We start from the raw sequence: 23,470 nt of genomic DNA, 5'->3' as shown, positions 1-23,470 counted from the left end.
GTGAACTGAAATGGATAATTTAAAATCTGCTGTAGCTTTACTCATCTGTGGAAAAGAACAAGGTACAGCATTTCTAATTAGCAACATATTAGCACTAACGATGACACATTGTGTTGAGGATGCAATTGAAAATGGAGAGGATATAAAACTTGCCTTTAAAAATATTCCTGGTCAAGATGAAATAAATATAAAGGCATCTATTGTATCATATGAAGAAGATTATCCTGTATCAGTTTTAAGATTGGATAATGAAATTCAAATTGAACCATTGGGTATATCTTGTTATGAAGATCACATTAGTCAAGAAGAAAAACTTATAGCGTATGGATATCCTCATGTAAAAGGGGATGAGGGATATCCTATTAATATATTTATCAATGACTATTTGAGTGAAAATGTAGTCAATGATGGTGATGTGACGTTAGTAATTGATCCTAAAATTCGAATAGAAAACTTTGCAGGAATGTCTGGAAGTCCAGTTGTTTATAGAAACAATGTGATAGGAATATTGATTGAGCAGGGAATAGAATCAATAGGTAATAACCGAAAAGCTGTCGATGTAAAAATGATTAGTATTAAAAGAATACAAAATTTGCTCGACAATGTTAGAATTCAGTATTTATCAATAAAGTACGCGGAATTACAAGATGAATTAAGAAAGATGCAACAACCAAAGGAGTATCGTGAAGATGGTTGTTATTATGATGAAAGAAAAAAGAATTACAAAGAAAAATACGTTGCGGATTACTGTGAATTAGATGGTGCTATTGAAGATTATGAAAAATCAATTGAAATTAAATTGAAAAGTATTTTCTCAATTAAGAATAAGGGCAATATAAAAAAGGCCTGGGATGAATTGCGAGAGTTGACAGCGATGGTGAGAGGAAGTAAAAGTAAACCATCTAAAATGCTATCACGTTTATATTATTTACAAGCATGTTGGTATCTTGATGATTATGAGGATAGTGGCAATGCACAAAAATATATCAAGAAAGCTTTGGAAATAAACCCGGATTATGATTGTAGAAATTATAATGCGAAAAAACTCTTTAAAGAGGGAAATGTTGTTGAAGTCAAGAAAGAGCTCTATCCAATTGATAATGTATCTATATTAAATACATACATACAACTATGTGTATATAATATCGAAATTGAAGATGCGTATGAAGTTTTTGAAAGTAGTAAACACTTGGCTAATGATGGGACTTACTATTTGATGTCCTTAATATGTATCTTGGACGGAGATTATGCATTAGCGCATCAGTATATGAAGAAGGCAAATGAAGAAGATAAGGATATGCCACTTCATATTATGATGGAAGGAGTAATTTTGTATTGGGAGTTACTTCCGTCAAATATGATATATGGAGATAGTCTGTTGCCTTCTATGTATGTAAATTCAATGCTTTTGCTAAATAGCGAATTGAAGCAAAAAGTCGATGAAATAGTGTCTTTATATCAAAAAGCATATGAACTGGCTGAAATTGCAGAAAACACGGAATTACAGAAACAGATATTAGCTGTATGGTTGAATACACTTTCGATATCTGATGAATATAGAGAAGAAGGTTATAAAATTGCCTCTAAACTAATGGAATTAGAACCATATCAGTGTCAAGCAGTTATTTTCTTTTGCGTTACTGGAAAGGAAATACCACTTAGAAAAGATTTTAACCCAACAGAGATTGTTCAAAAAAAAGGAAACAATATTGAATCAATGATTTCTTGTGTGTATTTGTTCATGAACAAAAAGGATTATGTGTCAGCATATAAAAAGTTAAAAGAGTATCGTTTTAAATTTGAAGAGATGCACATGATGAGTCATTGGTTTGAACTGGCGGTACGATGCTGTGATGATTCAAAAGAGTTGAGCCAAATGCAAGATAGTTTAGATAAATTCGACATGGATTTAACTACAAAAGAGAGAATTGACGGAATGATTTTAGAGGCGCTTGGGGAAAATGAAAAGCTCATAAATCATGCATTGTCATTATATCAGCAAACAAATCTAGAAATAGATTTGATAAATCTTATTAATTGTTATGAAAAAAATCAGGATTGGAAGAATGCTGAATATTATTGCAACGATTGGTTAAAAAAATTTCATAATCCTATGGCAAACATAAAAATAGTAAGATATCTTGCATTACAAAATAGACAAGAAGAATGTTTGAATAAGGTATGCGAGCTTAGAAAATCTGGACAGGAAGAATGTCTTACAAAAGAGGTCTTGTTTTATGAAGTTCAGGCACTTAAAATTTTGAGAAAATATAGTGAAGCGATAGAAAAAGGTGAAAACTTATGGAGTAAAGAAGTGTCTCCTAAAATACTTTTTTTGCTGGCGGAATGTTATTATTTGAATGTTCAGGAACAAGAGGCAATTTACACTTTAAGAGACGGCATTAAAAAGGGAATAAAAAATGTTGAAGTATATCAGATGTATGCGGAATTCAATAAAAGAATTAGTGTTAGCGAGTCTGAGAAATATGTAAAAAAAGCGTTGATACAATCGGATAACGATCCTAATGTAATGATGTGGGCAATGAATTTCCTCTATTCAATTGGAAAGAGTGATAGTGCATCCAAATTATTTGTTAAACTACAAGCTTTAGACAAAGTGGATTGCTTTAGAACATTGACTTTTAAAGAAGCTAAGGAATGGATTGAGAAAGTTGAGGAAGAAAGTAAAAAACGATATGAAATGTATATGAAGTGTCAATTCCCATATCACTTATTCTTTGACCACTCAGGGAATGCTAGTTATACATTGTATTGTCAGCAGTTATGGAGTAACAATATTAATAATTCAGTAGGAAAACAATTGTTATTAACAACGTTCGGAGGGCATCATGCTTCAATTGAAGAAATAAAGAAAACATTGGGACAAGCAATAACTATTGATTTCTCTTCGTTAATTCATTTGAAACATTTTGAGATATTAGATGATATTAAATCGTGTTGGAACCCAATAGTTATATCGGGAAATATTAGCAATATTATTGCTTCAGAACAAAATAAATGTTTGCCAAGTCAACCTGATATGTTAGCAGCAAAGGAAAAAATGGTGGCTACATGGAGAAGAAAAACGCTTAATTACATTGAATTACCTTCACAAAACGATTTGAAAAACTGGGTTGAAACTGGAATTAATCTGGGTGATATTGTTCCGTATGAGCTTGCAAAGTGTAATAATTTGATTTTAGTTTCTGATAATTTTATATCTGATTTATTAGAAGAGTCATATAAAATAACAGACGAAATGAGAAATGATGTTATTTCGCCCTATGAATTATTAGCCATTTTAGAAAAGAGAGGAGATATTAATAGTGAATTTAAAAATAAATATAAGGGAGGTAGAAAACTAAGAGAAGGAAATGAATTAATTGATACACTTGTTGGCTATAATGGAAAGTTGCCTATTTTAGTTGGTGAAAATTTTTTGCGAGAAATGTTCGAAATGGATGGAGTGTCAGTTATTTCGCATAAATGTAATATTCATGTAATTAGCAATATTTTTGATAATATTGAGAGTGAAATGAAGCGAGTCGAATTGGCAAAGGAAGCTTATGTTTTTTTGGAAGATTTAAAAAACGATATTCAAGAGAATAAAGAAGCTGGATATATTGGTTATTATGGCTTCTACGAAGATGAACATAAAAGAAAGAATGAAATATTTACTAATGATTTTCTGGATTTATTTCACTATGCATCTTTAAATAGCCATATACTTGTTTGTGATGATAGATGGGCAAATAGTTACAATAATTTTAATGATTGTTTTATCTATTCCGTTACTGATATTGTAGAGTTACTACATGAGCAAAGAATTATTTCGGATGAGAAGTATATTAATGTTATTACACAAATGTTTAATGAAGGTTATGCATATATTGTTCCGCCATTTGAATATATGAAATTGTTATTGGAACAAGTGCCAGATGGAAAGGATGTTAGTCAAGAGATTCCAGAAGAACTCTCTATAATGTGTGATTATTTGGTTTATATAACGGCATCAGAAAGCAAATTAGATGATGATATGATACATCAGGGTGTAATGCCAGAATCTGCCGGATACATGTATAACCTGCAAAGAGAATTAACAAAGCTTATGAAATATGTATGGTGTACTGAACGAGGTGAGTTATGGAAATGCCAAGTATCAGATTGGTTATTAGCTAATTATTCTGTCTTTTCATATCGCACAGTGATGAACGAGAGTGTTGACAGTGGTAATCAAAATTATTATGAGTTAGAACTTTCAAATTTCTTGTTTTCAGGTTTTTGTGAAATTCCGGGTAATTCATATAGGAAAGAATATTATAGTTGGTTATTTAACTGGTTTAGCAAAAATAATCAATGGAAAAATGGTTTAGAGGATAGACTAATACAATCATTAGCTAATCTTATAAGTGAAGTATATAGACATGAAAGTGGCACTCCATATAAAGATATTGGGATTGGAATGTTAGTTTTATCTGTAACAGCTGATATGCCAGAATACTATAGAAATCTGATCAGAAAAAATGCATCAATAGCACCAATAATAGAAAAATTTGAGGATAATTTTGTTTATTTAGGAGAAAAAGATTTTATTCTACGAGAACATTTTAATCAATGGCTTGAGGATGCAATGAAACAGGGAATTGATTGTAGTATCATAAGAACAAACGAAACAACGAAGAGAGAATATACAATAACATTCATTGTAAATGAGTTGTTTCACCAAGGGTTTAGGATTGAATACATTGACGATGCTAGAAATAAGAGAATATATTACTTTAGAATTGATCAAGCAATGTTACTCTGTCAAGATGCTCTGTTGAGAACAAAAGGATTGCTCTCTCTGAGTAGCTTTATTACGGATTTAGATATGAAAGAATGCCAGAGAAATCTAAATCGCAAAAATTGGGGAGAGATAGTTGATAAGGTTGTGTCAGAAATAAAATCGAGAGAAGATTATATTGTATACATCATTCGTTATATGTTGGAAAATGAAACTCAATTGTTTTCCATAGAAGATTTATTTCCGGATAGTATAGAATTATTTGAGAATGTACTAGCGAATAATTCAGAGGATGATGTATTTAAAAGGGGGAATCAATGGTTACAAGATAGTGACAAAAATGTCCTTAATATATTTTGTCAATTGATTATATACATATATAATTATTTTAGGAGAAGTGAGACTTATTTGACTTTTACAGAAAAAGATTCTCTTGTTGTTGCAAATTATTTTTCAGATATTGTACTAACACAAATTACTCAATTAAATGAAAGCAAGAGGCTAAAGTATACTTTACAAGAATTGTCAAATTGGTTGTTACAGCTAAATGATAGTATGGGATTCCTTGATAATTTTAAAAATAATGTCATCTCACAAGAAGAAAAAGCTGGAATAGAACAAGAGATAACTGAGTATTTTAGTTTAACCAATTTACAACATGCAAGTGGTAATGAGATAGTAAGTATTTGTAAAAAAATGTATTTTTTTGAAGGCGAGGATTTACAAACATATTTATTGTTAATAAAAGAATGGATAATAGAACATTGTAAAAAAGAAAAAGAAGGAGTAGATGAGGAAAAGGAACTCCTAAGTGTTATGGAGTATTATGTGTGTGTTGTAAATAAAGAAAAGCCAAATCAAATTGTTAATAGCTATCTTGAATTATGGGAGGAAATTTTAAATCAAGGTATTCATATTGAACTGTCAAGGAGCTCGATGTATATACTTCGAAGATGTATTACGGGTTTTAGTTTCGAACAAGGAATAAGGATGAGAAAAATTATTGAAAAGATAAGTTTACAAAGGTAAATGAATATTCTTGATTCAAGAAACCACAATTCTGGAAAATTGGAAACCGATATTCCGGATGTTAGAAACCAACTTAATTCTGCTTAGGTGACATAAACTTATATTGGCTTCATTTGTCAAGATCTTGCCGTGTAAGCGGTGTGAAGCAAGCTTTACATATGAAGAAGATGTCTTGACGCTGACCTTGATTGATATAGGAATGCTAGCGGATTTGTTTAGCATGTGATAGTAAACGAATAATTCTAATTCTAAATCTATTTAATTCAATAGGTTTAAGGCGAAAATTGGTGATAATGCTTTTGCATTAACGTCATACCAATGGGTAAAGATAACAGATAATTTCTAAATAATTCAGTTGCATTTCATCCTCATCCACACTATAATATCCTCGTGGCAACAGTTTGGCAACAACCATTCAGTAGGTCAAAATAAATAGTGTAATTGATATATAAATATGCCCCATATAAGACTAAAACTTAAACAAAATAAGTTAAGTGCGACCTGGGACATATTGAGTTTGAATAAACAAAAATGTTTAGTAAATCCAGCGTTTATGCGGGTTTGCAGCACTTTTAAAAGTCTTTTGATAACAATTTGATAACGGTTGCATGAGAGCCATTATTCTTGTAATCCAGTGGTTTTAGGGTTAGAGAATGATTGACAGGTGGTTGTGCAACAAATAAATCCATATTTATCTAAAAAGCCCTTAGCTGTGGGTATAAAACTCATAGCTAAGGGCTTTTGTCGTGCTTATTTATCTGGTTTGAGTTTGTCTTGGAACATTTCGATCGTAAATAGTAAACCACACATCTCTAGAACTACACCTCCAAGTTTGAGATAATGTTGGAAAAGTTGTACAATACACTTTTCCCATTTTTCACACTAGGAGGTCAATTATGAACACCAAACTTGCCACAGCACAGATCCGTGTAAAAAACTGGGCTGCTATTATTCAGGAGCGCAACGAATCTGGTCTGTCTGTCAAAGATTATTGTGCACAGCATCAGCTTTCATGAGACTCTTATTATTACTGGCTCCGCAAAGTGAAAGAGGCCCTGCTTGTAGAAAGCGGCTTTGCTGAAGTAACGCAGCCAAAGCAGTTCCCTGTGCAGAGGTCTGTAACAGCTGATCCAAATGAAATGTTAACGCTCAAATTCTTCTGTGGTTCCAGTAACCGGAAGATCAAAGGGCTGGTCTGGGAGGAAGACGGCTTCCTGCTTATTTATAAGCGGCTGGAGGCGGGAACTTTTCAATGGCCCCGATCGGAAGCGGAAGCCCGGAACATCACTTCGGAGCAGTATCATCTGCTCATGAGCGGATACTCCATAGCTCCATCTGTCCATAAGATCGATCCAAAACATCCAGTGTGACTTTGGTACAAAACAGAGAAGTTTTCTGTTTGATTCGAAAGCCTGTATGGGGATAAAAAGTTCTGTTTTTTATCCGCTTAACATGAATTGTGGACAGTCTTCTCTGCTACATGAAAAGTAAGCCGGATCCACCTGTTTTCAGGCAGCCTGGAAGGTATTCTCTACAGAAAGAACTGCTTTTGGAGCAGGAGTTTTCCACCGTCAAAATACCGAAAAGATATCGGTCTGATTTTTGTGTTTTTTCGCTTCTTCTGTTATACTGGATCCATAAAAGCGAAGGAGACTGATCGTCCGTATGGCACTTGCGTTATCAAAAGAACAGCTGGCAAAACTGAATAAAAAAGATATCCTGCAGCTCTTGCTTGAAAGCATGGAGCAGGAAAAAGAATTACGTAGCCAGCTGGCTGTTCTTACGGATGAGTTGAAACGGACAAACCAGCAGATGCAGGTGATCCTTGAAAAATGGAACCTTGCGCAGGCAACTCGCTTTGGACGTTCTTCTGAAAAAATGACATATGATACCGGAGCCTGCCAGCAGTTGGAACTAGCCATCATGTACGCGGAATGTTTCAATGAAGCAGAAGCATGTTTTTTACGGCAAATCTTGCTAATAACCCCAGGTTTCGCCTATAATAGGATTCAGTATGAATAATAGAAAGAAGGGGGTTAAGCAATGCAGGCATATACATATATTTCTAAGGGAAAGTTTGAATTAGTGGAAAAACCAAAACCGGTGCTTATGCACGAACGGGATGCGATTGTAAAGGTAACACTGGCCAGCATCTGTTCCAGTGATCTGCATATCAAACACGGAAGTGTGCCGCGGGCGGTCCCTGGAATTACAGTCGGCCATGAGATGGTAGGAATTGTGAAAGAAGTTGGGGCAGCGGTGACCCATGTGAAGCCGGGGGACAGGGTCACTGTAAACGTAGAGACCTTCTGCGGTGAATGCTTTTTCTGTAAAAATGGATATGTAAATAACTGTACGGACGAGAATGGCGGCTGGGCCCTGGGATGCCGTATCGATGGCGGACAGGCCGAATATGTGCGGGTTCCATTTGCAGATCAGGGATTAAATAAGATTCCGGATGGAGTGACAGACCGGCAGGCACTGTTTGTGGGAGATGTGCTGGCGACCGGTTATTGGGCGTCGAGAATCTCTGAGATCACGGAGAAAGATACAGTTCTGATCATCGGTGCCGGTCCGACGGGTATCTGTACCCTTCTCTGCGTAATGTTAAAGAAACCGAAACGAATTATTGTCTGCGAGAAAGATGAAAACCGCGTCCGCTTTATAAAGGAGCACTATCCGGATGTATACACCGTTTTACCGGAGGAATGTCTGGAATATGTTCAGAAAAACAGTGATCATGACGGAGCCGATGTGGTTCTTGAGGTGGCAGGAGCATCCTCTACTTTCCGGTTAGCCTGGGAATGTGCAAGGCCTAATGCAATCGTCACGGTGGTAGCGCTCTATGACGAAGCCCAGACGCTGCCGCTTCCGGATATGTATGGCAAGAATCTTACCTTTAAAATCGGCGGTGTAGATGGATGCGACTGTGAGGAGACGCTTCGCCTCATTGCAGAGGGCAAGATCGATACGGAACCGCTTATTACCCATACCTATCCGCTTAGCCGGATCGAAGATGCATACGAGCTTTTTGAGAACAAGAAAGATGGAGTGATTAAGGTAGCGGTGGAGTGCTAGTTGGATAAAGAAAGGTAAGAGATACATGCAGAACATCAGATGGGCAGTTCTTGGAACCGGAGTGATTGCAAATGAAATGGCCGTGGCCTTAAAGAAAAACGGGCGAAACATCGATGCGGTGGGTAACAGAACCCATGAGAAAGCGGTTGCATTTGCAGAAAAATATGGGATAAAAAAGGTATATGATAATTATAATGACATGTTTACAGACCCGGATATTGATGTAATCTATATCACAACTCCCCATAATACCCATATTAATTTTATGCGCAGGGCAATTGAGAATGGAAAGCACATTCTGGTCGAAAAATCTATCACCTTAAACAGCCGGGAACTGGATGAGGCAATTGCTCTGGCGGATAAAAAGGGTGTTGTCATAGGTGAGGCCATGACGATTTATCATATGCCGATTTATAAAAAACTGAAGGAAATTCTTGAGTCAGGGAAACTTGGAAAGGTGAATCTGATTACTATGAATTTTGGAAGCTTCAAAGAATATGATATGAACAACCGCTTTTTTAATAAAAACCTGGCAGGAGGTGCCATGCTGGATATCGGGGTGTACGCGCTTTCCTTTATCCGTTGGTTTATGGATTCCAAGCCGGATCAGCTTTTATCCCAGGTAAAACCGGCACCTACAGGAGTGGATGAACAGGCAGGATTGCTGCTGATGAATCAGGAAGGCCAGATGGCATCTGTCATGTTGTCGCTGCATTCCAAGCAGCCGAAAAGAGGCATGGTATCCTGTGAAAAGGGATATATAGAAATCATGGAATATCCGAGAGCCTGGGAAGCGAGAATCACCTATACAGATTCCGGAGAAACGGAAGTGATTCAGACCGGTGAGCATGCAGATGCGCTGGCCTATGAGCTGGCGGATATGGAGAAAGCCATCCGTGGGGATGCAGAATGCATGCATTTGGATTATACAAAAGATGTGATGGGTATGATGACGGAATTCAGAAAAGAATGGGAATTTCAGTATCCGGAGGAGATGTAAATTATGGTACGAAAACACATCTTTTTTTCAGGTGATGTCCAGGGCGTCGGCTTCCGCTACCGCTCCTTTTATATCGCCCAGTCCCTTGGCCTGGCCGGCTGGGTGGAGAACCTGTGGGACGGAAGAGTGGAGATGGAAGTGCAGGGAAGCGAAGCTTCCATTCGGGAAATGTTAGATCGGATTCAGCAACAGAGATGGATCAACGTGGCGGATATGGAGATCACAGAGATTCCCTGTGAAGAAGAAAGAGGATTTAAGATAAGATAGAGATAAAAATGAGGGGGATGTTACTATGTTTATCAATTTTTCCAATCATCCAAGCAGACTTTGGGCAGAGGAAGAGAGAAATGCGGCTCTTCAGTATGGAACGATTGAGGATCTGGCCTTTCCGCAGGTTCCGGAAGGCGCAGTCTAATCACTGGCTAAGCCAGTGGTCATGATTTGCATTACCAGAGCCAATTCCATTTTTGGGTGTATAAAAATACAGGAAAATGACAAAAAACATGTAAATTTTTAGTTGGCTTTTTAGCATTCTATGGTACACTAATATGGTACATCAAAAAATGGGAGGAAGACTCAAAAATGAGCAAAAAAGAAGAAAAAGGGCTAAAGTCCTTTAACAAGGGATTCCAAGTGCCAGATACCTACATTATTATCTTTTTAGTAGTCGTTATCGCAGCACTTCTGACATTTCTTGTACCAAAGGGATTTTACGAAACACAGGATATTTCATATATGATCAATGGTGTTGAGAAAACCCGTACAGTAATCAAGGACGGAAGTTTCCAGTATCTGACAGATGATGCAGGAAATGTAGTAACAGAAGGAGTAGCACTCTTTAGCGGAGATGGTGGAACAGGATTCTTCAACTATATGTATAACGGAATCGTAAATAGTTCTGCAATCGAGATTATCGCATTCCTTATGGTAGTAGGTGGTGCATTTGGTATCATGATCCGTACAGGTGCGATTGAATCTGGATTGATCGGATTGATCCGTAAGGCCAAGGGAGCAGAAAAACTACTGATTCCGATACTTTTCGTACTGTTTTCTCTTGGTGGAGCAGTTTTCGGAATGGGAGAAGAAGCGCTTCCGTTTACTATGATTCTTTGTCCGTTGTTTGTAGCAGTTGGATATGATTCAGTTATCGCAGTTCTTGTTACTTATGTTGCCACACAGATTGGTTTCGGTTCATCTTGGATGAATCCGTTCTCTGTAGGCATTGCACAGGGTATTGCAGGTATTGACGTATTCTCCGGTGCAGGATTCCGTATGGTAATGTGGGTCGTATTTACAGCACTCGGCTGTGGAATGACTATGTTCTATGCATCAAAGATTAAAAAGAATCCGACAATCTCAATCGCATATAAGACGGATTCATATTTCCGTGAGCAGAATGAAACAACAGGAATTGACGAAGGACATTCATTTGGTCTTGGACACATTTTAGTCCTTCTGACACTGGCTGTTACAGTAGTATGGGTAGTTTGGGGAGTTATGACTCAGGGATACTACATGCCGGAGATTGCAACACAGTTCTTTATTATGGGAATTGTTTCCGGTGTGTTTGGAGTTATCTTTAAACTGAATGATATGAAACTGAATGATATTGCAACATCTTTCAAAGATGGAGCAAAAGACCTGATCGGTGCTGCCCTTGTCGTTGCTATGGCACAGGGAATCATGCAGGTTCTTGGTGGTTCTGATCCGACAACACCTACAGTTATTAATACAATTATGTATAATATTTCAAATGCATTGTCTGGAGTTTCCGGAGCAGTTGCAGCCGTACTTATGTATCTGTTCCAGTCCGTATTTAACTTCTTCGTTGTATCCGGAACAGGACAGGCTGCCATCACAATGCCTATCATGGCTCCGCTGTCAGACCTGTTAGGTGTTTCGCGTCAGACAGCTGTAGTTGCATTCCAGCTTGGTGATGCATTTACAAACCTGATTGTTCCTACATCCGGATGCTTGATTGGATCTCTTGCAATTGCAAAGATTGAGTGGTCTAACTGGATTAAATTCATGTGGAAATTCCTTGGTGTCTTAATGATTGGTGCAATCATTACAGTTCTTGTTGCAGTTGGAATTGGATTCTAAAATATGTATTTTATCTCAGTCGAGAAGACTCCCACCTCTTTTGGTGGCGAGTAATAGCAAATTTGTCTTAGTGGGAGTGATTTGTGATGAAATTAATTCAGGATATTGATGTTTATGCTCCACAGCATCTGGGGAAAAAAGATGTACTTATAATCAATGATAAGATTGTTAAGATTAAAGATGCGGGTTCTATATCCGCAGACGGATTTCTTTCTGAGGCAGAAAGGATCAATGGAGAGGGGCTACTTTTAACTCCGGGATTCATTGATAGTCATGTTCATGTACTCGGAGGCGGTGGCGAAGGCGGATTCGCCAATCGTACTCCGGAAGCAACCATGGAAGGACTTACGAAGTTTGGAGTGACAACCGTTGTTGGCTGCCTTGGAACAGATGGAATCGGTCGTGATATGTGTGCACTGGTTGCAAAGACAAAAGGATTGAATGAGCAGGGAATGTCTGCATACTGTTATACCGGAAGTTATCAGATTCCGGTCCGCACGTTGACTGACAGTATTGTGAAAGATATTATGATGATTCAGGAAATCATTGGAACGGGAGAAATCGCGATCTCTGATCATCGTTCTTCACAGCCGACTTTCGAGGAATTTGCACGTGTCATTGCGGATACAAGGCTTGGTGGTGTTCTTTCCGGGAAAGCTGGCATTGTAAATGTTCATCTGGGCGATAGTCCGAGATGCTTAGATCTGATTGAACGAGTAGTCGATGAGACAGAGATACCGGCAACTCAAATACTGCCAACACATATCAATCGAAATGAGATGCTTTTTGGCAAGTCGATTGAGTATGCACTGAAAGGCGGAGCAGTAGACTTTACTGGAAATGAAGATATGGACTATTGGGAAACTATCTGTGATGAGGTACGTGTATGTAATGGTATCAAACGGATGTTAGATGCAGGAGTAAATCCTGACCGCATAACAATTTCTTCTGACGGGCAGGGAAGCCTTCCGATGTACAGTAGTGATGGCAAATTCCTTGGAATGGGCGTTGGACAGTCCAGCTGCCTTCTGAAGGAAGTAAAGGAATGTGTATTTAAAACAGAAATTCCTTTAGAAATAGCAATTTCTACAATTACATCGAATCCAGCAGATATTCTTTGTCTTAAGGAAAAAGGTAAGGTTGAAGAGGGCTATGATGCGGATCTTTGTATTCTCGACCAGGAACTTCAGCTTGTTGAAGTGATTGCAAAAGGGAATACAGTTTATAAAAAATAAAGGATATCAGATGTGAGAAGCATCAGTCACTTAGTTGGCTGGTGCTTTTTTGCGTGCTTATACAGTTGATAAAATGATAACCTTGCATAAAAAGAGATGCTGTCTACTGGTAGAATTAAAAAGAAAAAAAGTTGTTGACATACACCACAAATATAATTACACATTCTAAATGTTTGAATTGTAATTATTCTATATGATAGAAGAAGGAGATAAATAATAAATGGATGATTCCTTTCACTACTTGGGAGAGTTATTCTTTTATCTATTTAAGCGACCAACTTAAGGCAAAGTTGACGGTATATCGGACGTTTTGTCCGAAACCATAGCCTGATCCCTTCTTTTACATACGACAGTATGCCTGAGATACCTTTAGCCAGCCGATAATAGCTGAAATGGATTTTTTCTTTTATAGGGTCTGCTTTCTGTATGATTGCAACCTTCAGGGCATGCGTTTCTGATTTCATGGATATATGTGCCAGAAATGCCATGCACAGGGTAATATAAAAATTTAGGGCATTGATTGCAGTGAGCTTCCTTACACGGAAGTTTTCAAACTGAAACATCTGCTTTTTTAGAGGTTTCTGGGCTTTGTGCTTGCAAAATGCTTGCAGTAAGTAAAATTTCTTATAATTTGAAAATACCAAGATGAAAATATCAAGGAAAGAAATCCCTTGACATTTCCCACCAACATGCCTAAAATAATAAACAGATTGCATACATGAAATCAATCAAACCAAACAAACCAAAAGCTATGATCGTGTTTTATAAGATACTGTTTCCGGTCAGAGAGAAGAGGTCAGCGGCTGTGAGCCTTTTTCCGTTCAGACAGATATCCGAATTTCCCACGGGAGCTGCATTGCTGAAATTTAGAGTAGGCATTGCCGTCTGGTGTACGTTACATACCGGAAAGTGTCTGTGGCAGACGAAGAAATGACCTGCCGACAGGAAGCTGGGTGGTACCGCGGTATAGATATGATCGTCCCTTTGCACGTTTTGTGCGAAGGGATTTTTTTATGTCATGTCGCAAGCGACCGCGCGAGACGCCCGAATGTGCCAGAGAACATTCTTTATGCACAAATTCGTGTCCACAAGTTAAAGCAATATCAAGATAAAAAGCAACAAAAGTAATAGAAGGAGAGAAATCATGCAGGATTTAAAAGAACTGAATGAAGTGATCACTGCGATCAAAGAGGAAATCCGCCAGGGTGCGGATGCTCTGACGACTTCCAAGAGTGTCTATGAGTTTAAGAAGACCTTTCTGGATAATAAGCAGGGCAGAATTGGTCTGCTGATGAAAGAAATGCGCAATGTTGCCAATGACCAGAAAGCGGAATTTGGTAAGACTATCAACGGCGCCAAGGAGTGGGCAAACAATTTCTTTGACGAGCTGGATCAGAAATTAAAAGAGAAAGAGCAGCAGCAGCGCTATGAATCGGAGAAGATTGATATCACGATGCCGCCGGTTAAAATCCGTTACGGTAATCTGCATCCAGTTACGACGGTCCGCAATCAGCTGACGGATATCTTCACCTCTATGGGATTTGAGGTATATGAGGGAACCGAGATCGAGACCGATTATTATAACTTTACAGCATTAAATACGCCGCAGGATCATCCGGCGCGCGATATGCAGGATACATTCTATCTGTCTCCGGAATTCTTGCTCCGTACCCAGACATCGGCTGGACAGGTTCATGTCATGGAAGCGAAAAAACCGCCGATCAAGGTTGTTTCCCCGGGTAAAGTATTCCGTTCTGACGATGATGCGACCCATTCTCCGATGTTCAGCCAGATGGAAGGTCTGGTTGTTGATGAGGGCATCACCCTGTGTGATTTAAAGGGTATGCTGGATATGTTTGTTCAGAGAATTTTCGGTGAGCAGACAAAAACGAGACTTCGTCCGTCCTATTTCCCGTTCACGGAGCCGTCTGTTGAGGTCGATGTAAGCTGCTTCCAGTGCGGCGGCAAGGGTTGCCGTCTGTGCAAGGAAACAGGCTGGATCGAGGTTCTCGGCGCTGGTGTGGTAAATAAGAAGGTACTGGAAAACTGCGGCATTGATTCCAATAAATATAGTGGATTCGCATTCGGATTGGGTCTGGAGCGTATCGCAATGCTGAAATACGGCATCAACAACATCAAGATGCTTTTTGAGTCTGATCTGCGTGTGCTGGATCAGATCGATGACTGATCAGGACAGGAGGATTAGAAATGCTTGTACCGTTAAGCTGGTTAAAAGATTATGTAGATATTAATATTTCCGCAGATGAGCTGGAGAAGAAGCTTTTTGACTGTGGATTTGAGGTAGAAGAAAAATGGCAGGTTGGCAAGGATATCAGCGGCATCGTCGTTGGTTATGTTGACTCCTGTGAGCCGATTCCGGAAACACATCTTCATGTGTGCCAGGTCAATGTAGGTGGTCCGGAACTCTTACAGATCTGCTGTGGCGCTGACAATGTAAAAACTGGCGGAAAATTCCCAGTTGCCATGATTGGCGCGAAAGTATATGCAACTGCAAAAGACCATGTGACGATCGAGGGCGTGGCCACCATTAAAAAGGGTAAATTGAGAGGTTATGAGTCCCAGGGTATGCTGTGTTCCGGTACCGAGCTTGGCTTAAACGAGGATCTGTATCCGGGTGCTGGTTACAACGGATTGCTGGTTCTGCCGGAGGATGCGGAAATTGGTTCGGATGTCAAAGAGCTGACCGGCTTAAATGACTGGATCTTCGATGTTTCTATCACGGCAAACCGTCCGGACTGCCAGAGTATTTTCGGTCTGGCAAGAGAGGTTGCCGCCGCACTGGGCGAGCCGCTCAAGACACCGGCACTGGATTACACTGAGACAGAAGTTGAGAAAGAAGGCTTCAACGTAACGGTAGAGGCACAGGATCTTTGCCCGCGTTACATTGCACACTATGTATATGACGTAAAACTGGGTCAGTCCCCAGCATGGATGAGACGCCGTCTGGCTCTGGTAGGGAATAATTCCATTTCCAATATTGTTGATATTACAAACTATATCATGCGTGAGTTAGGTCAGCCGCTTCATGCGTTTGACTGCGATTATCTGGAGGGCAATGCGATCAACGTAAGACGCGCGGCCGAGGGCGAGAAGATCGTGACGCTGGATGAGAAAGAATTTACCTTAAATCCGAACAATCTGGTTATCTGCGACGGCAAAAAGCCGGTAGCACTTGCCGGAATCATGGGTGGTTTAAATTCTGAGATCCGTGATACCACGACGGAAGTGATGTTCGAGGCAGCTAAATTTGCCCGTGACAACATCCGCAGAAGCTCCCGTGCATTAGGACAGGGATCCGACGCGAGCCAGCGATATTCTAAGGGCGTCGATGAGTACACAACCGAGATGGCGATGAAACGTGCCCTGCACCTGGTTGAGGAGCTGGGAGTTGGTAAGATTTCCAAGACCCATAAAAATGTAAATACCGGAAACTCCTTAGAGCCGGCTACCTTCAAGACAAGTGTTAAGAAAGTAAACGCTGTTCTGGGTATTACCGTTCCGGACGAGGATATTTTACGCATCCTGACTGGCTTAAACTTCCAGCCGGAGATCAACGGCGACGAACTGACCATGCATTTCCCGGCATACCGCGAGGATATGGAAGATTATCCGGATGTTGCCGAGGAAGTGATCCGTATGTACGGCTACGATCACATCACATCGACCTTCATGCCGAGTGCTAAGGTGACGATCGGTGGAAGCAACCTGCGTCAGAGAACAATTCTGAAAGTAAAGAGAACGCTGTGCAGTGTTGGCGCATTTGAGGGAATACACTATTCCTTCTTCTCCCCGTCGGATCTGGATGAAATGGGATTTGCAGAGGACGCGCCAGAGCGCAGGGCGATCCGCATCATGAATCCGATCAACGAGGATCTGTCCCTGATGAGAACAACACTGGCACCGCAGATGATTCATGCAATGGGACGCAACCAGAAGAGAGGCATCTTCGAGGGACGTATCTTCGAGATTGGAAATGCATTTATTCCGAAGTCCCTACCTCTGACGGAATATCCGGAAGAGCGAGAGACGCTGTGCATCGGTGCATTTGGTAAGGAAGAGTCCTTCTTTACCTTAAAGGGAATGGCAGAGGCAGTTGCCGATGTTTTAAATATTACTTTTAACTATGAAAAAGCAGAGAAACCGTTCCTGCATCCGTATCAGACCGCAGCGATCTTCTGCGAGGGCGAGGAGATTGGTTACCTCGGTAAGGTAAAATATGAGATCATGAAGGAAGAGGCAATGCGCGAAGATGCGTATGTGTTGGAGATCAGCATGAAAGCGCTGGAGAAATGGTATGGAAAAGCCAAAGTATTTGAGCCGCTTCCAAAATTCCCGGAGGAAAAACGTGATCTGGCGCTGGTTATGGACAAAAACATCACCTGCGGACAGGTTGAGGGCTGTATCCGCGAGGCTTGTGCTTACGTCAAGGATGTTAGTCTGTTCGACGTATACGAGGGCAGACAGATCGCAGCCGATAAGAAATCGATGGCATTTACCGTTCTCTTCACTCCGAAGGAAGAGGCGTTCAAGGCAGATACCGTTGACGGATATGTCAAGAAAGTGCTGAAACAGCTGAATAAGATGTATGGAATTGAGCTGAGAAGCTGATTTTGAAGGAAAGAAAAGGCTGCTGTCCAGAGAGAGAAAATTTGGACGGCAGTCTTTTTGTGTAATAGGAAATTCCTTGGAATTCCCTATTACACAAAAAGGCACTAACGTGCCAATGATGCGCACTCGCGCGAAGCAGAAACATGTCGCAAGCGACCGCGCTCGGCGCGAGAATGTGCCAAGGCACATTCTTTTTCACGTTCATAAAAAAATGTTTGATGATAAGTTTGATTACGCTTCATTTTCTATTCGTATAATCACAATATCATTTAATTTCAAAACCATATTTTTCTGCGGAAGCACCGACAGATCATCGCGCAGCACCAGAAATATCTTGATATTCTGCTCTTCTTCCATCTCTTCAATGGTTTTTCCGGCATATCGTTTATCGACGAAAACCTCGGCAATTTCCTGAATATCCGCGTCCTTCATGCTGGACAGGCTGCTCTTGCGCTGGTACTGTTCGACGAAACCGGCGCTGATGATACCGGTTGGGATCGCGACGGCACCGACTCCGAGGTAGGCGATGCAGATCGCCATCACGCGCCCAAGCGTTGTGACCGGGTAAATATCGCCGTAACCGACGGTCAGCAGCGTGGACATACTCCACCAGATGCCGCTGAATGCATTGCGGAAAATGTCCGGCTGAGCGTTGTGCTCGACACTATACATGCACATGCTGCTCGCCAGCATCAGCACCATGACGATGAACACAGAGGAAATGATCTGGTTCCGTTTTTCATAGAGTACGGTGGTAATGATGTTGAACGAGTCGTATTTCGCATTGAGCCGGAACAGATGGAAAATCCGCGCCACGCGCAGCATACGGAAAATGATGAAGCCCGAAAGAAAAAAGACCGGGATGATCGTCAGCAGATCCACCACTCCATCAAAGGAAATGAGAAAGCAGAATCGGGCGCGTCCCGGCGTTTTTTCTGGATAGAGATAGTCGGCAGTCCAGATGCGCAGCGCGTATTCAATACAGAAAATCAGGACACTGGCATGTTCCAGCATGGTAAACAGACCACCGAAGGATGTTAATTGATCGAATGTTTCCAGAAACGTGACAATGATATTGCAGATGATCGTGAAGGTGATGAAAATATCGAATGCACGGCTGATACGGTTGCTTTTGTCGCCGATCTGGATGATGTTAAATATTTTTTCTTTCATAGTGGATATTTTTATAATAATTTTTGGGTGAATGTGTTTCCCTGTTGGTATAAAAGAGGGGGGTATCTCAGTCGAGAAGACTCCCACCTCTTCAGGTGGTGAGTAATAGCAAATTTATCTCAGTGGAAGCCTTGTCTCCGACTGAGATAAACGCTCCGCGAGGTTGCGCAGTGATTCTGATAGGAATATGTCAGCTTCGCTGACCAGGATCACGCGCCAAGTCTCACGGACGTTCGACTTGAATATAGTTGCAGATATTATTATTGTATCATTTTCAGGCATCCCTTGCAATCTTTCTGGTGTCTGGGTATAATTTCTGTAGGTAATTTAAAAAGGTAAAATGCTTTGTTTAAAACGGCCGCATTTAAAATAGAAGGTGCCGTATAATAGCAAGCATGCTCACAAAGGAGGAATACGATGCTGTTTATTTATTATCCAAAATGCAGTACCTGCCAGAAAGCGAAAAAATGGCTGGATACACAGGAAATTTCATATACAGAGCGCCATATCGTGGAGGAAAATCCGACGTATGAGGAATTGAAGAAGTGGCAGGCGAGAAGCGGGCTGCCGATCAAGAAATTTTTCAATACGAGCGGGATGCTATATAAGGAAATGCAGTTAAAGGATAAGCTGCCGCAGATGAGCGAGGACGAACAGTTGAAGCTGCTTGCCACCAATGGGATGTTGGTAAAACGCCCTGTCATTGTGGATGGAGATACTGTTTTAACGGGATTTCGGGAGAAGGAATGGGAAGAGAAGCTGCGGTGATGGACTGGGAGCAGAAGTTTCCTTTCTTACGTGAAAAAGGACACGTGGTCTCGCTGATTGGCGGAGGCGGAAAGACGACGCTTCTGTATGCGCTGTCGGCGTACTGCACGGCGAAGGGATGGCGGGTGCTGATGGCGACGACGACGCATATTCGGAAGCCGGTAAATGTGCCGTGGATTGCGGTAAATGAGGAAGAAAATACCGCGTGGGAGAATGCCGGAAAAGAGCGCGATCGTCTCTGGCAGCAGGGAACCTACGTCGTAGCCGGAACCCCAGCCCCACACGAAAAATTGACAATTCTGCCAGAAGCGATTCGAAGCGAGTGGATTTCGGATGCAGATATCACATTTCTGGAGGCGGATGGCGCGAAATGTCTTCCGTGTAAATTTCCGGCGGCGCATGAGCCGGTGATACTGCCGCAGAGCGATATCGTGCTGGCGGTCGCGGGGCTGAGTGCCCTGTATCGTCCGCTGGGGGAGGTGTGCTTCCGGGCGGAGCTGGCGATTGAGGCGTGGAACAGGGATGTGTGCGAGTATGGGGACGCAGCTTATCCCAAAGAAGGAAAAAGACTGCTCAAAGAAGTGCCCATTTCGAAAGATACGCCTTTGACCCCAGAACTTCTGGCGTGGCTTCTTGGTAGCGAAAACGGTGCCAGAAAAGATATATCGGGGCGTTTGTTTTTTGTGGTTCTGAACCAGGCGGACACGTCAGAGCGCCGGGAGGATGGCAGAAAGGTACTGGATATCCTGAAACATAGCTACGGAATTCAGGGAATTTTAACTTCCTTTTCAGGACCAGAACGAAATCAGGAGTGAGAGAGATGAGTGAGAAAAGGGATATCGTATTTTGTACGGGCGGCGGCTGTACGGCAAAGCTGGGAGCCGGTGTTTTAAGCCGCATTTTGGAAAAACTACCGCGCGGCGAGAAGGATCCGAATCTTTTAGTCGGATATGACAGCCGGGACGATGCGGCAGTGTATCAGGTCACAGAGGATCTGGCGCTGGTGCAGACGGTTGATTTCTTCCCGCCGATGGTGGACGATCCGTATATTTTTGGACAGGTTGCAGCGGCAAATGCGCTGAGCGACGTGTACGCGATGGGCGGTGAGGTCAAGACGGCGCTGAATCTGGTGTGTTTTCCGGAATCAATGGATTTGAATGTTCTGGGACAGATTTTACAGGGCGGCGCGGAGAAGGTGGCAGAAGCAGGCGGCATTCTCGCGGGCGGTCACTCGATCGCGGACACGGGCGTGAAATACGGTTTGTCCGTGACGGGACTGGTAAATCCGAAAAAGCTGTACGCCAATGATGCCGGACAGCCGGGCGACCGCCTGATTTTGACAAAGGCATTGGGGGTTGGGCTGATTTGTTCGGCAAACCGCGTCGGAGAAGTGACAAAAGAGCAGATGGACGGGGCGGTACAGTCGATGACGACGCTCAATAAAACAGCGGCGGAAATCAGCCGGAAGTACACGGTTCACGCGTGCACAGATGTGACTGGGTTTGGTTTTCTGGGGCATCTGCATGAAATGATGGGGCGCGGGCTGTCGTGCGAGATTGATGTGAACCATATTCCGGTGCTTCCGGGCGCACGTGAGTCGGCAGATGCGTTTTTATACACGGCGGCAGGACAGAGAAACCGCAACCATGTCGGGGCGGCGGTGCAGTTTGAAAATGTACCGTTTTCAATGGAAGAGGTCTTGTTTGACCCGCAGACCTCCGGCGGACTTCTGATGGCAGCTGCCCCGGATGAGGCGGAGAAACTGGAACAGGAGCTGCAGAACGCCGGGCTTCCGGCGCGGATCGTGGGAACGATCACGGAACCGGGAGAGATTGAAATTTTTGTACGAGGATAGGAGGAAACAGAAATGAAGAAAGTAGATGCAAGAGGAGACGCATGCCCGATTCCGGTCGTAAAGGCAAAACACGCGATAGAGGAACTTTCGGGTGCCGGACAGGTGGAAGTGCTGGTGGATAATGAGATTGCAGTTCAGAATCTGACGAAAATGGCAGAGCAGAAGGGCTATCAGAGCAGTGCAAAGAAGCTGGCGGATCAGGAATATCAGGTTATCTTTACGGTGGGTGAACAGACAGAAGAGGAAAAAGCACAGGCAGGAGCCGGATGCGAAGCCTGTATTCCGGACAGCCGTACCGATACCGTGGTTGTGATTGCCAATGATAAGATGGGCGAGGGCAGTGAGGAACTTGGAAAGACGCTTTTGAAGGCATTTACATTTGCCCTGACCCAGCAGGACAACTTGCCGAAAACCATTCTTTTCTATAACGGCGGAGCCAGTCTGACCTGTGAAGGATCTCCGATGCTGGAGGATCTGAAGACACTGGAGGCAGAAGGTGTGGAGATCCTGACCTGCGGCACCTGCCTGAATTTCTATGGTCTGACCGAGAAGCTGGCAGTCGGCGGTGTAACCAACATGTATGTCATCGCTGAAAAAATGCTGGGCGCTGGAAATGTGGTAAAACCATGATTTATATGGACAATGCGGCGACTTCGCGTCAAAAGCCGCTGCAGGTGGAACAGGCAGTCCTTGAGGCGCTTCGCACCGCAGGAAATCCGGGGCGCGGCGCGCATGAGGCAACCTTACATGCTTCAAGACTGGTGTACGGGGCACGTGCGGCAGCAGCAGAATTGTTTGATGCGGAAGATGCGTCGCGGATTGCCTTTACGGCAAACGCAACGGAGGCGCTGAACATAGCCATTTCCGGGCTGATTCGTCCGGGCGATCACGTGATCACGACGGTCTGTGAGCATAATTCGGTGCTGCGCCCTCTTTATCGTCTGCGTGATCAGGGAGCGATGCTTAGTTTTGTGGGTGTGGATGCGCGTGGAAATCTAAAATATGAAGAGTTGGAAGCATGTCTGCGCCCAGAGACGCGTGCGGTGGTAATTACCGGCGCGTCCAACGTGACAGGAAATGTGACGGATCTTTCCTATATTTCTTCGTTTGTTAAACGGAATGGACTGCTTCTGATTGTGGATGCGTCGCAGACTGCAGGGGAAGAATTGTTTTCCGTGCAGAAGCTCGGAATCGACGTGCTCTGTTTTACCGGGCATAAGGCGCTTCTGGGACCACAGGGAACCGGCGGGCTGTATGTGAAGCCGGGACTTTCGGTGGAACCACTTCTGGTTGGCGGCAGCGGCATTCACAGTTATGATGAACACCATCCGAAGGAAATGCCAACGGCACTCGAAGCCGGGACGCTCAATGTCCATGGTCTGGCGGGGCTGGCAGCAGGCATCCGTTACCGGATGGATCAGGGGATCGAGAAATTGCAGAAACGGGAGCGGGATTTAACACGCCGTTTTTACGAACAGGTGAAGGAAATTCCGGGCATCATTGTGTATGGAGATCCGGCGGCAAAATGTCATGCGCCGATCGTCTCCCTCAACCTTGCCGGGGAAGATTCGGCACGTGTGGCGGATGCACTCTGGGAAGAATACGGCATCTGCGTCCGCGCGGGGGCACACTGTGCGCCGCTCATGCACCGGGCGCTTGGAACGGTAGGTCAGGGAGTGGTGCGGTTCAGTTTTTCGCATTTTAATACGGAAGAGGAGATTGAGAGGGCAGCAGAAGCAGTTCGGGCACTGGCAGAGGAAGCGTAAAAACTGGGGAAAAAATCGGGTTTTCAATGGGTCTGCAAAAAAGTAGGGAAT

18 protein-coding genes are annotated in these 23,470 nt (G+C 42.5%); 17 read left to right on the top strand and 1 reads right to left on the bottom strand.

The window, feature by feature from the left end:
• Positions 1 to 10: 10 nt before the first annotated feature.
• The 12 genes from DWZ45_RS06495 to pheT all read left to right on the top strand — a co-directional run bounded on the left by DWZ45_RS06495 (position 11) and on the right by pheT (position 17,857).
• Positions 11 to 5,812 carry a serine protease gene (locus DWZ45_RS06495; RefSeq protein ID WP_118468213.1) on the top strand — a complete coding sequence of 1,934 codons (5,802 nt, stop codon included), beginning with the start codon at positions 11 to 13 and terminating at the stop codon, positions 5,810 to 5,812.
• A gap of 1,043 nt (positions 5,813 to 6,855) precedes the next feature.
• Positions 6,856 to 7,182 (top strand): IS66 family insertion sequence element accessory protein TnpB, encoded by a 327-nt coding sequence (gene tnpB, locus DWZ45_RS06490; RefSeq protein WP_347475379.1) that lies wholly within the window; start codon positions 6,856 to 6,858, stop codon positions 7,180 to 7,182.
• 295 nt (positions 7,183 to 7,477) lie between these two features.
• Positions 7,478 to 7,834 (top strand): hypothetical protein, encoded by a 357-nt coding sequence (locus DWZ45_RS06485; RefSeq protein ID WP_118468211.1) that lies wholly within the window; start codon positions 7,478 to 7,480, stop codon positions 7,832 to 7,834.
• A 21-nt stretch (positions 7,835 to 7,855) separates the two neighbouring features.
• The gene (locus tag DWZ45_RS06480) at positions 7,856 to 8,890 is read left to right on the top strand and encodes an alcohol dehydrogenase (protein ID WP_118468209.1); all 1,035 of its coding nucleotides are present in this window, start codon (positions 7,856 to 7,858) and stop codon (positions 8,888 to 8,890) included.
• 25 nt (positions 8,891 to 8,915) lie between these two features.
• Positions 8,916 to 9,890: a Gfo/Idh/MocA family oxidoreductase gene (locus tag DWZ45_RS06475; protein ID WP_118468207.1), complete on the top strand. Its 975-nt coding sequence runs from the start codon at positions 8,916 to 8,918 to the stop codon at positions 9,888 to 9,890.
• Positions 9,891 to 9,893: 3 nt separating this feature from the next.
• On the top strand, positions 9,894 to 10,157 hold the full coding sequence (locus tag DWZ45_RS06470; RefSeq protein WP_182426641.1) for an acylphosphatase: 264 nt from the start codon (positions 9,894 to 9,896) through the stop codon (positions 10,155 to 10,157).
• 25 nt (positions 10,158 to 10,182) lie between these two features.
• Complete coding sequence (locus DWZ45_RS14740) at positions 10,183 to 10,305, top strand: hypothetical protein (RefSeq protein WP_022360385.1); 123 nt, start codon at positions 10,183 to 10,185, stop codon at positions 10,303 to 10,305.
• Between the two features lie 167 nt (positions 10,306 to 10,472).
• Positions 10,473 to 11,993 (top strand): putative basic amino acid antiporter YfcC, encoded by a 1,521-nt coding sequence (gene yfcC, locus DWZ45_RS06465; RefSeq protein WP_118468203.1) that lies wholly within the window; start codon positions 10,473 to 10,475, stop codon positions 11,991 to 11,993.
• 86 nt (positions 11,994 to 12,079) lie between these two features.
• Positions 12,080 to 13,228 (top strand): beta-aspartyl-peptidase, encoded by a 1,149-nt coding sequence (gene iadA, locus DWZ45_RS06460; RefSeq protein ID WP_118468201.1) that lies wholly within the window; start codon positions 12,080 to 12,082, stop codon positions 13,226 to 13,228.
• Between the two features lie 915 nt (positions 13,229 to 14,143).
• Positions 14,144 to 14,356 carry a hypothetical protein gene (locus tag DWZ45_RS06450; protein ID WP_147353103.1) on the top strand — a complete coding sequence of 71 codons (213 nt, stop codon included), beginning with the start codon at positions 14,144 to 14,146 and terminating at the stop codon, positions 14,354 to 14,356.
• 16 nt (positions 14,357 to 14,372) lie between these two features.
• The gene (pheS, locus tag DWZ45_RS06445; RefSeq protein ID WP_022359088.1) at positions 14,373 to 15,416 is read left to right on the top strand and encodes a phenylalanine--tRNA ligase subunit alpha; all 1,044 of its coding nucleotides are present in this window, start codon (positions 14,373 to 14,375) and stop codon (positions 15,414 to 15,416) included.
• A gap of 20 nt (positions 15,417 to 15,436) precedes the next feature.
• Entirely contained in the window at positions 15,437 to 17,857 is a 2,421-nt protein-coding gene (gene pheT / locus DWZ45_RS06440) for a phenylalanine--tRNA ligase subunit beta (protein ID WP_118468199.1), read from the top strand.
• A 231-nt stretch (positions 17,858 to 18,088) separates the two neighbouring features.
• On the opposite strand, the gene DWZ45_RS06435 is transcribed toward pheT, so the two are convergent.
• A complete protein-coding gene (locus tag DWZ45_RS06435) occupies positions 18,089 to 19,030 on the bottom strand; it encodes an ion transporter (RefSeq protein WP_022359086.1) in 942 nt (313 codons plus the stop codon).
• Positions 19,031 to 19,447: 417 nt separating this feature from the next.
• Here DWZ45_RS06435 and DWZ45_RS06430 point away from each other — a divergent pair, with 417 nt between their 5' ends.
• From DWZ45_RS06430 to DWZ45_RS06410, 5 genes are read left to right on the top strand one after another with little or no spacing between them, the layout of a single operon-like run.
• Positions 19,448 to 19,798, top strand: coding sequence for an arsenate reductase family protein (locus DWZ45_RS06430; RefSeq protein WP_118468197.1), 351 nt, complete (start codon positions 19,448 to 19,450; stop codon positions 19,796 to 19,798).
• Positions 19,777 to 20,613, top strand: a complete 837-nt coding sequence (gene yqeC, locus DWZ45_RS06425) for a selenium cofactor biosynthesis protein YqeC (RefSeq protein WP_227589724.1) — start codon at positions 19,777 to 19,779, stop codon at positions 20,611 to 20,613. The genes DWZ45_RS06430 and yqeC overlap by 22 nt, the downstream gene beginning before the upstream one ends.
• Before the next feature lie 5 nt (positions 20,614 to 20,618).
• Positions 20,619 to 21,653, top strand: coding sequence for a selenide, water dikinase SelD (gene selD, locus DWZ45_RS06420; RefSeq protein ID WP_118468195.1), 1,035 nt, complete (start codon positions 20,619 to 20,621; stop codon positions 21,651 to 21,653).
• A gap of 12 nt (positions 21,654 to 21,665) precedes the next feature.
• Positions 21,666 to 22,283: a sulfurtransferase-like selenium metabolism protein YedF gene (yedF, locus tag DWZ45_RS06415; RefSeq protein ID WP_022359082.1), complete on the top strand. Its 618-nt coding sequence runs from the start codon at positions 21,666 to 21,668 to the stop codon at positions 22,281 to 22,283.
• On the top strand, positions 22,280 to 23,419 hold the full coding sequence (locus DWZ45_RS06410) for an aminotransferase class V-fold PLP-dependent enzyme (protein WP_118468193.1): 1,140 nt from the start codon (positions 22,280 to 22,282) through the stop codon (positions 23,417 to 23,419). The genes yedF and DWZ45_RS06410 overlap by 4 nt, the downstream gene beginning before the upstream one ends.
• The last annotated feature ends 51 nt before the right edge of the window (positions 23,420 to 23,470 follow it).

It is taken from the genome of Clostridium sp. AF32-7AC (assembly GCF_003477925.1).
GTDB classification, from domain to species: Bacteria; Bacillota; Clostridia; order Lachnospirales; family Lachnospiraceae; genus Otoolea; species Otoolea fessa.
Note: the sequence above shows the minus strand (reverse complement) of the source record. Positions and strands in the feature narration are given on the sequence as shown.

Coding starts and splice junctions, on each gene's coding strand:
- DWZ45_RS06495 (WP_118468213.1), top strand. CDS start 11: ATGGATAATTTAAAATCTGCTGTAGCTTTACTCATCTGTGGAAAAGAA.
- DWZ45_RS06485 (WP_118468211.1), top strand. CDS start 7,478: ATGGCACTTGCGTTATCAAAAGAACAGCTGGCAAAACTGAATAAAAAA.
- DWZ45_RS06480 (WP_118468209.1), top strand. CDS start 7,856: ATGCAGGCATATACATATATTTCTAAGGGAAAGTTTGAATTAGTGGAA.
- DWZ45_RS06475 (WP_118468207.1), top strand. CDS start 8,916: ATGCAGAACATCAGATGGGCAGTTCTTGGAACCGGAGTGATTGCAAAT.
- DWZ45_RS06470 (WP_182426641.1), top strand. CDS start 9,894: ATGGTACGAAAACACATCTTTTTTTCAGGTGATGTCCAGGGCGTCGGC.
- DWZ45_RS14740 (WP_022360385.1), top strand. CDS start 10,183: ATGTTTATCAATTTTTCCAATCATCCAAGCAGACTTTGGGCAGAGGAA.
- yfcC (WP_118468203.1), top strand. CDS start 10,473: ATGAGCAAAAAAGAAGAAAAAGGGCTAAAGTCCTTTAACAAGGGATTC.
- iadA (WP_118468201.1), top strand. CDS start 12,080: ATGAAATTAATTCAGGATATTGATGTTTATGCTCCACAGCATCTGGGG.
- pheS (WP_022359088.1), top strand. CDS start 14,373: ATGCAGGATTTAAAAGAACTGAATGAAGTGATCACTGCGATCAAAGAG.
- pheT (WP_118468199.1), top strand. CDS start 15,437: ATGCTTGTACCGTTAAGCTGGTTAAAAGATTATGTAGATATTAATATT.
- DWZ45_RS06435 (WP_022359086.1), bottom strand. CDS start 19,030: ATGAAAGAAAAAATATTTAACATCATCCAGATCGGCGACAAAAGCAAC.
- DWZ45_RS06430 (WP_118468197.1), top strand. CDS start 19,448: ATGCTGTTTATTTATTATCCAAAATGCAGTACCTGCCAGAAAGCGAAA.
- yqeC (WP_227589724.1), top strand. CDS start 19,777: ATGGGAAGAGAAGCTGCGGTGATGGACTGGGAGCAGAAGTTTCCTTTC.
- selD (WP_118468195.1), top strand. CDS start 20,619: ATGAGTGAGAAAAGGGATATCGTATTTTGTACGGGCGGCGGCTGTACG.
- yedF (WP_022359082.1), top strand. CDS start 21,666: ATGAAGAAAGTAGATGCAAGAGGAGACGCATGCCCGATTCCGGTCGTA.
- DWZ45_RS06410 (WP_118468193.1), top strand. CDS start 22,280: ATGATTTATATGGACAATGCGGCGACTTCGCGTCAAAAGCCGCTGCAG.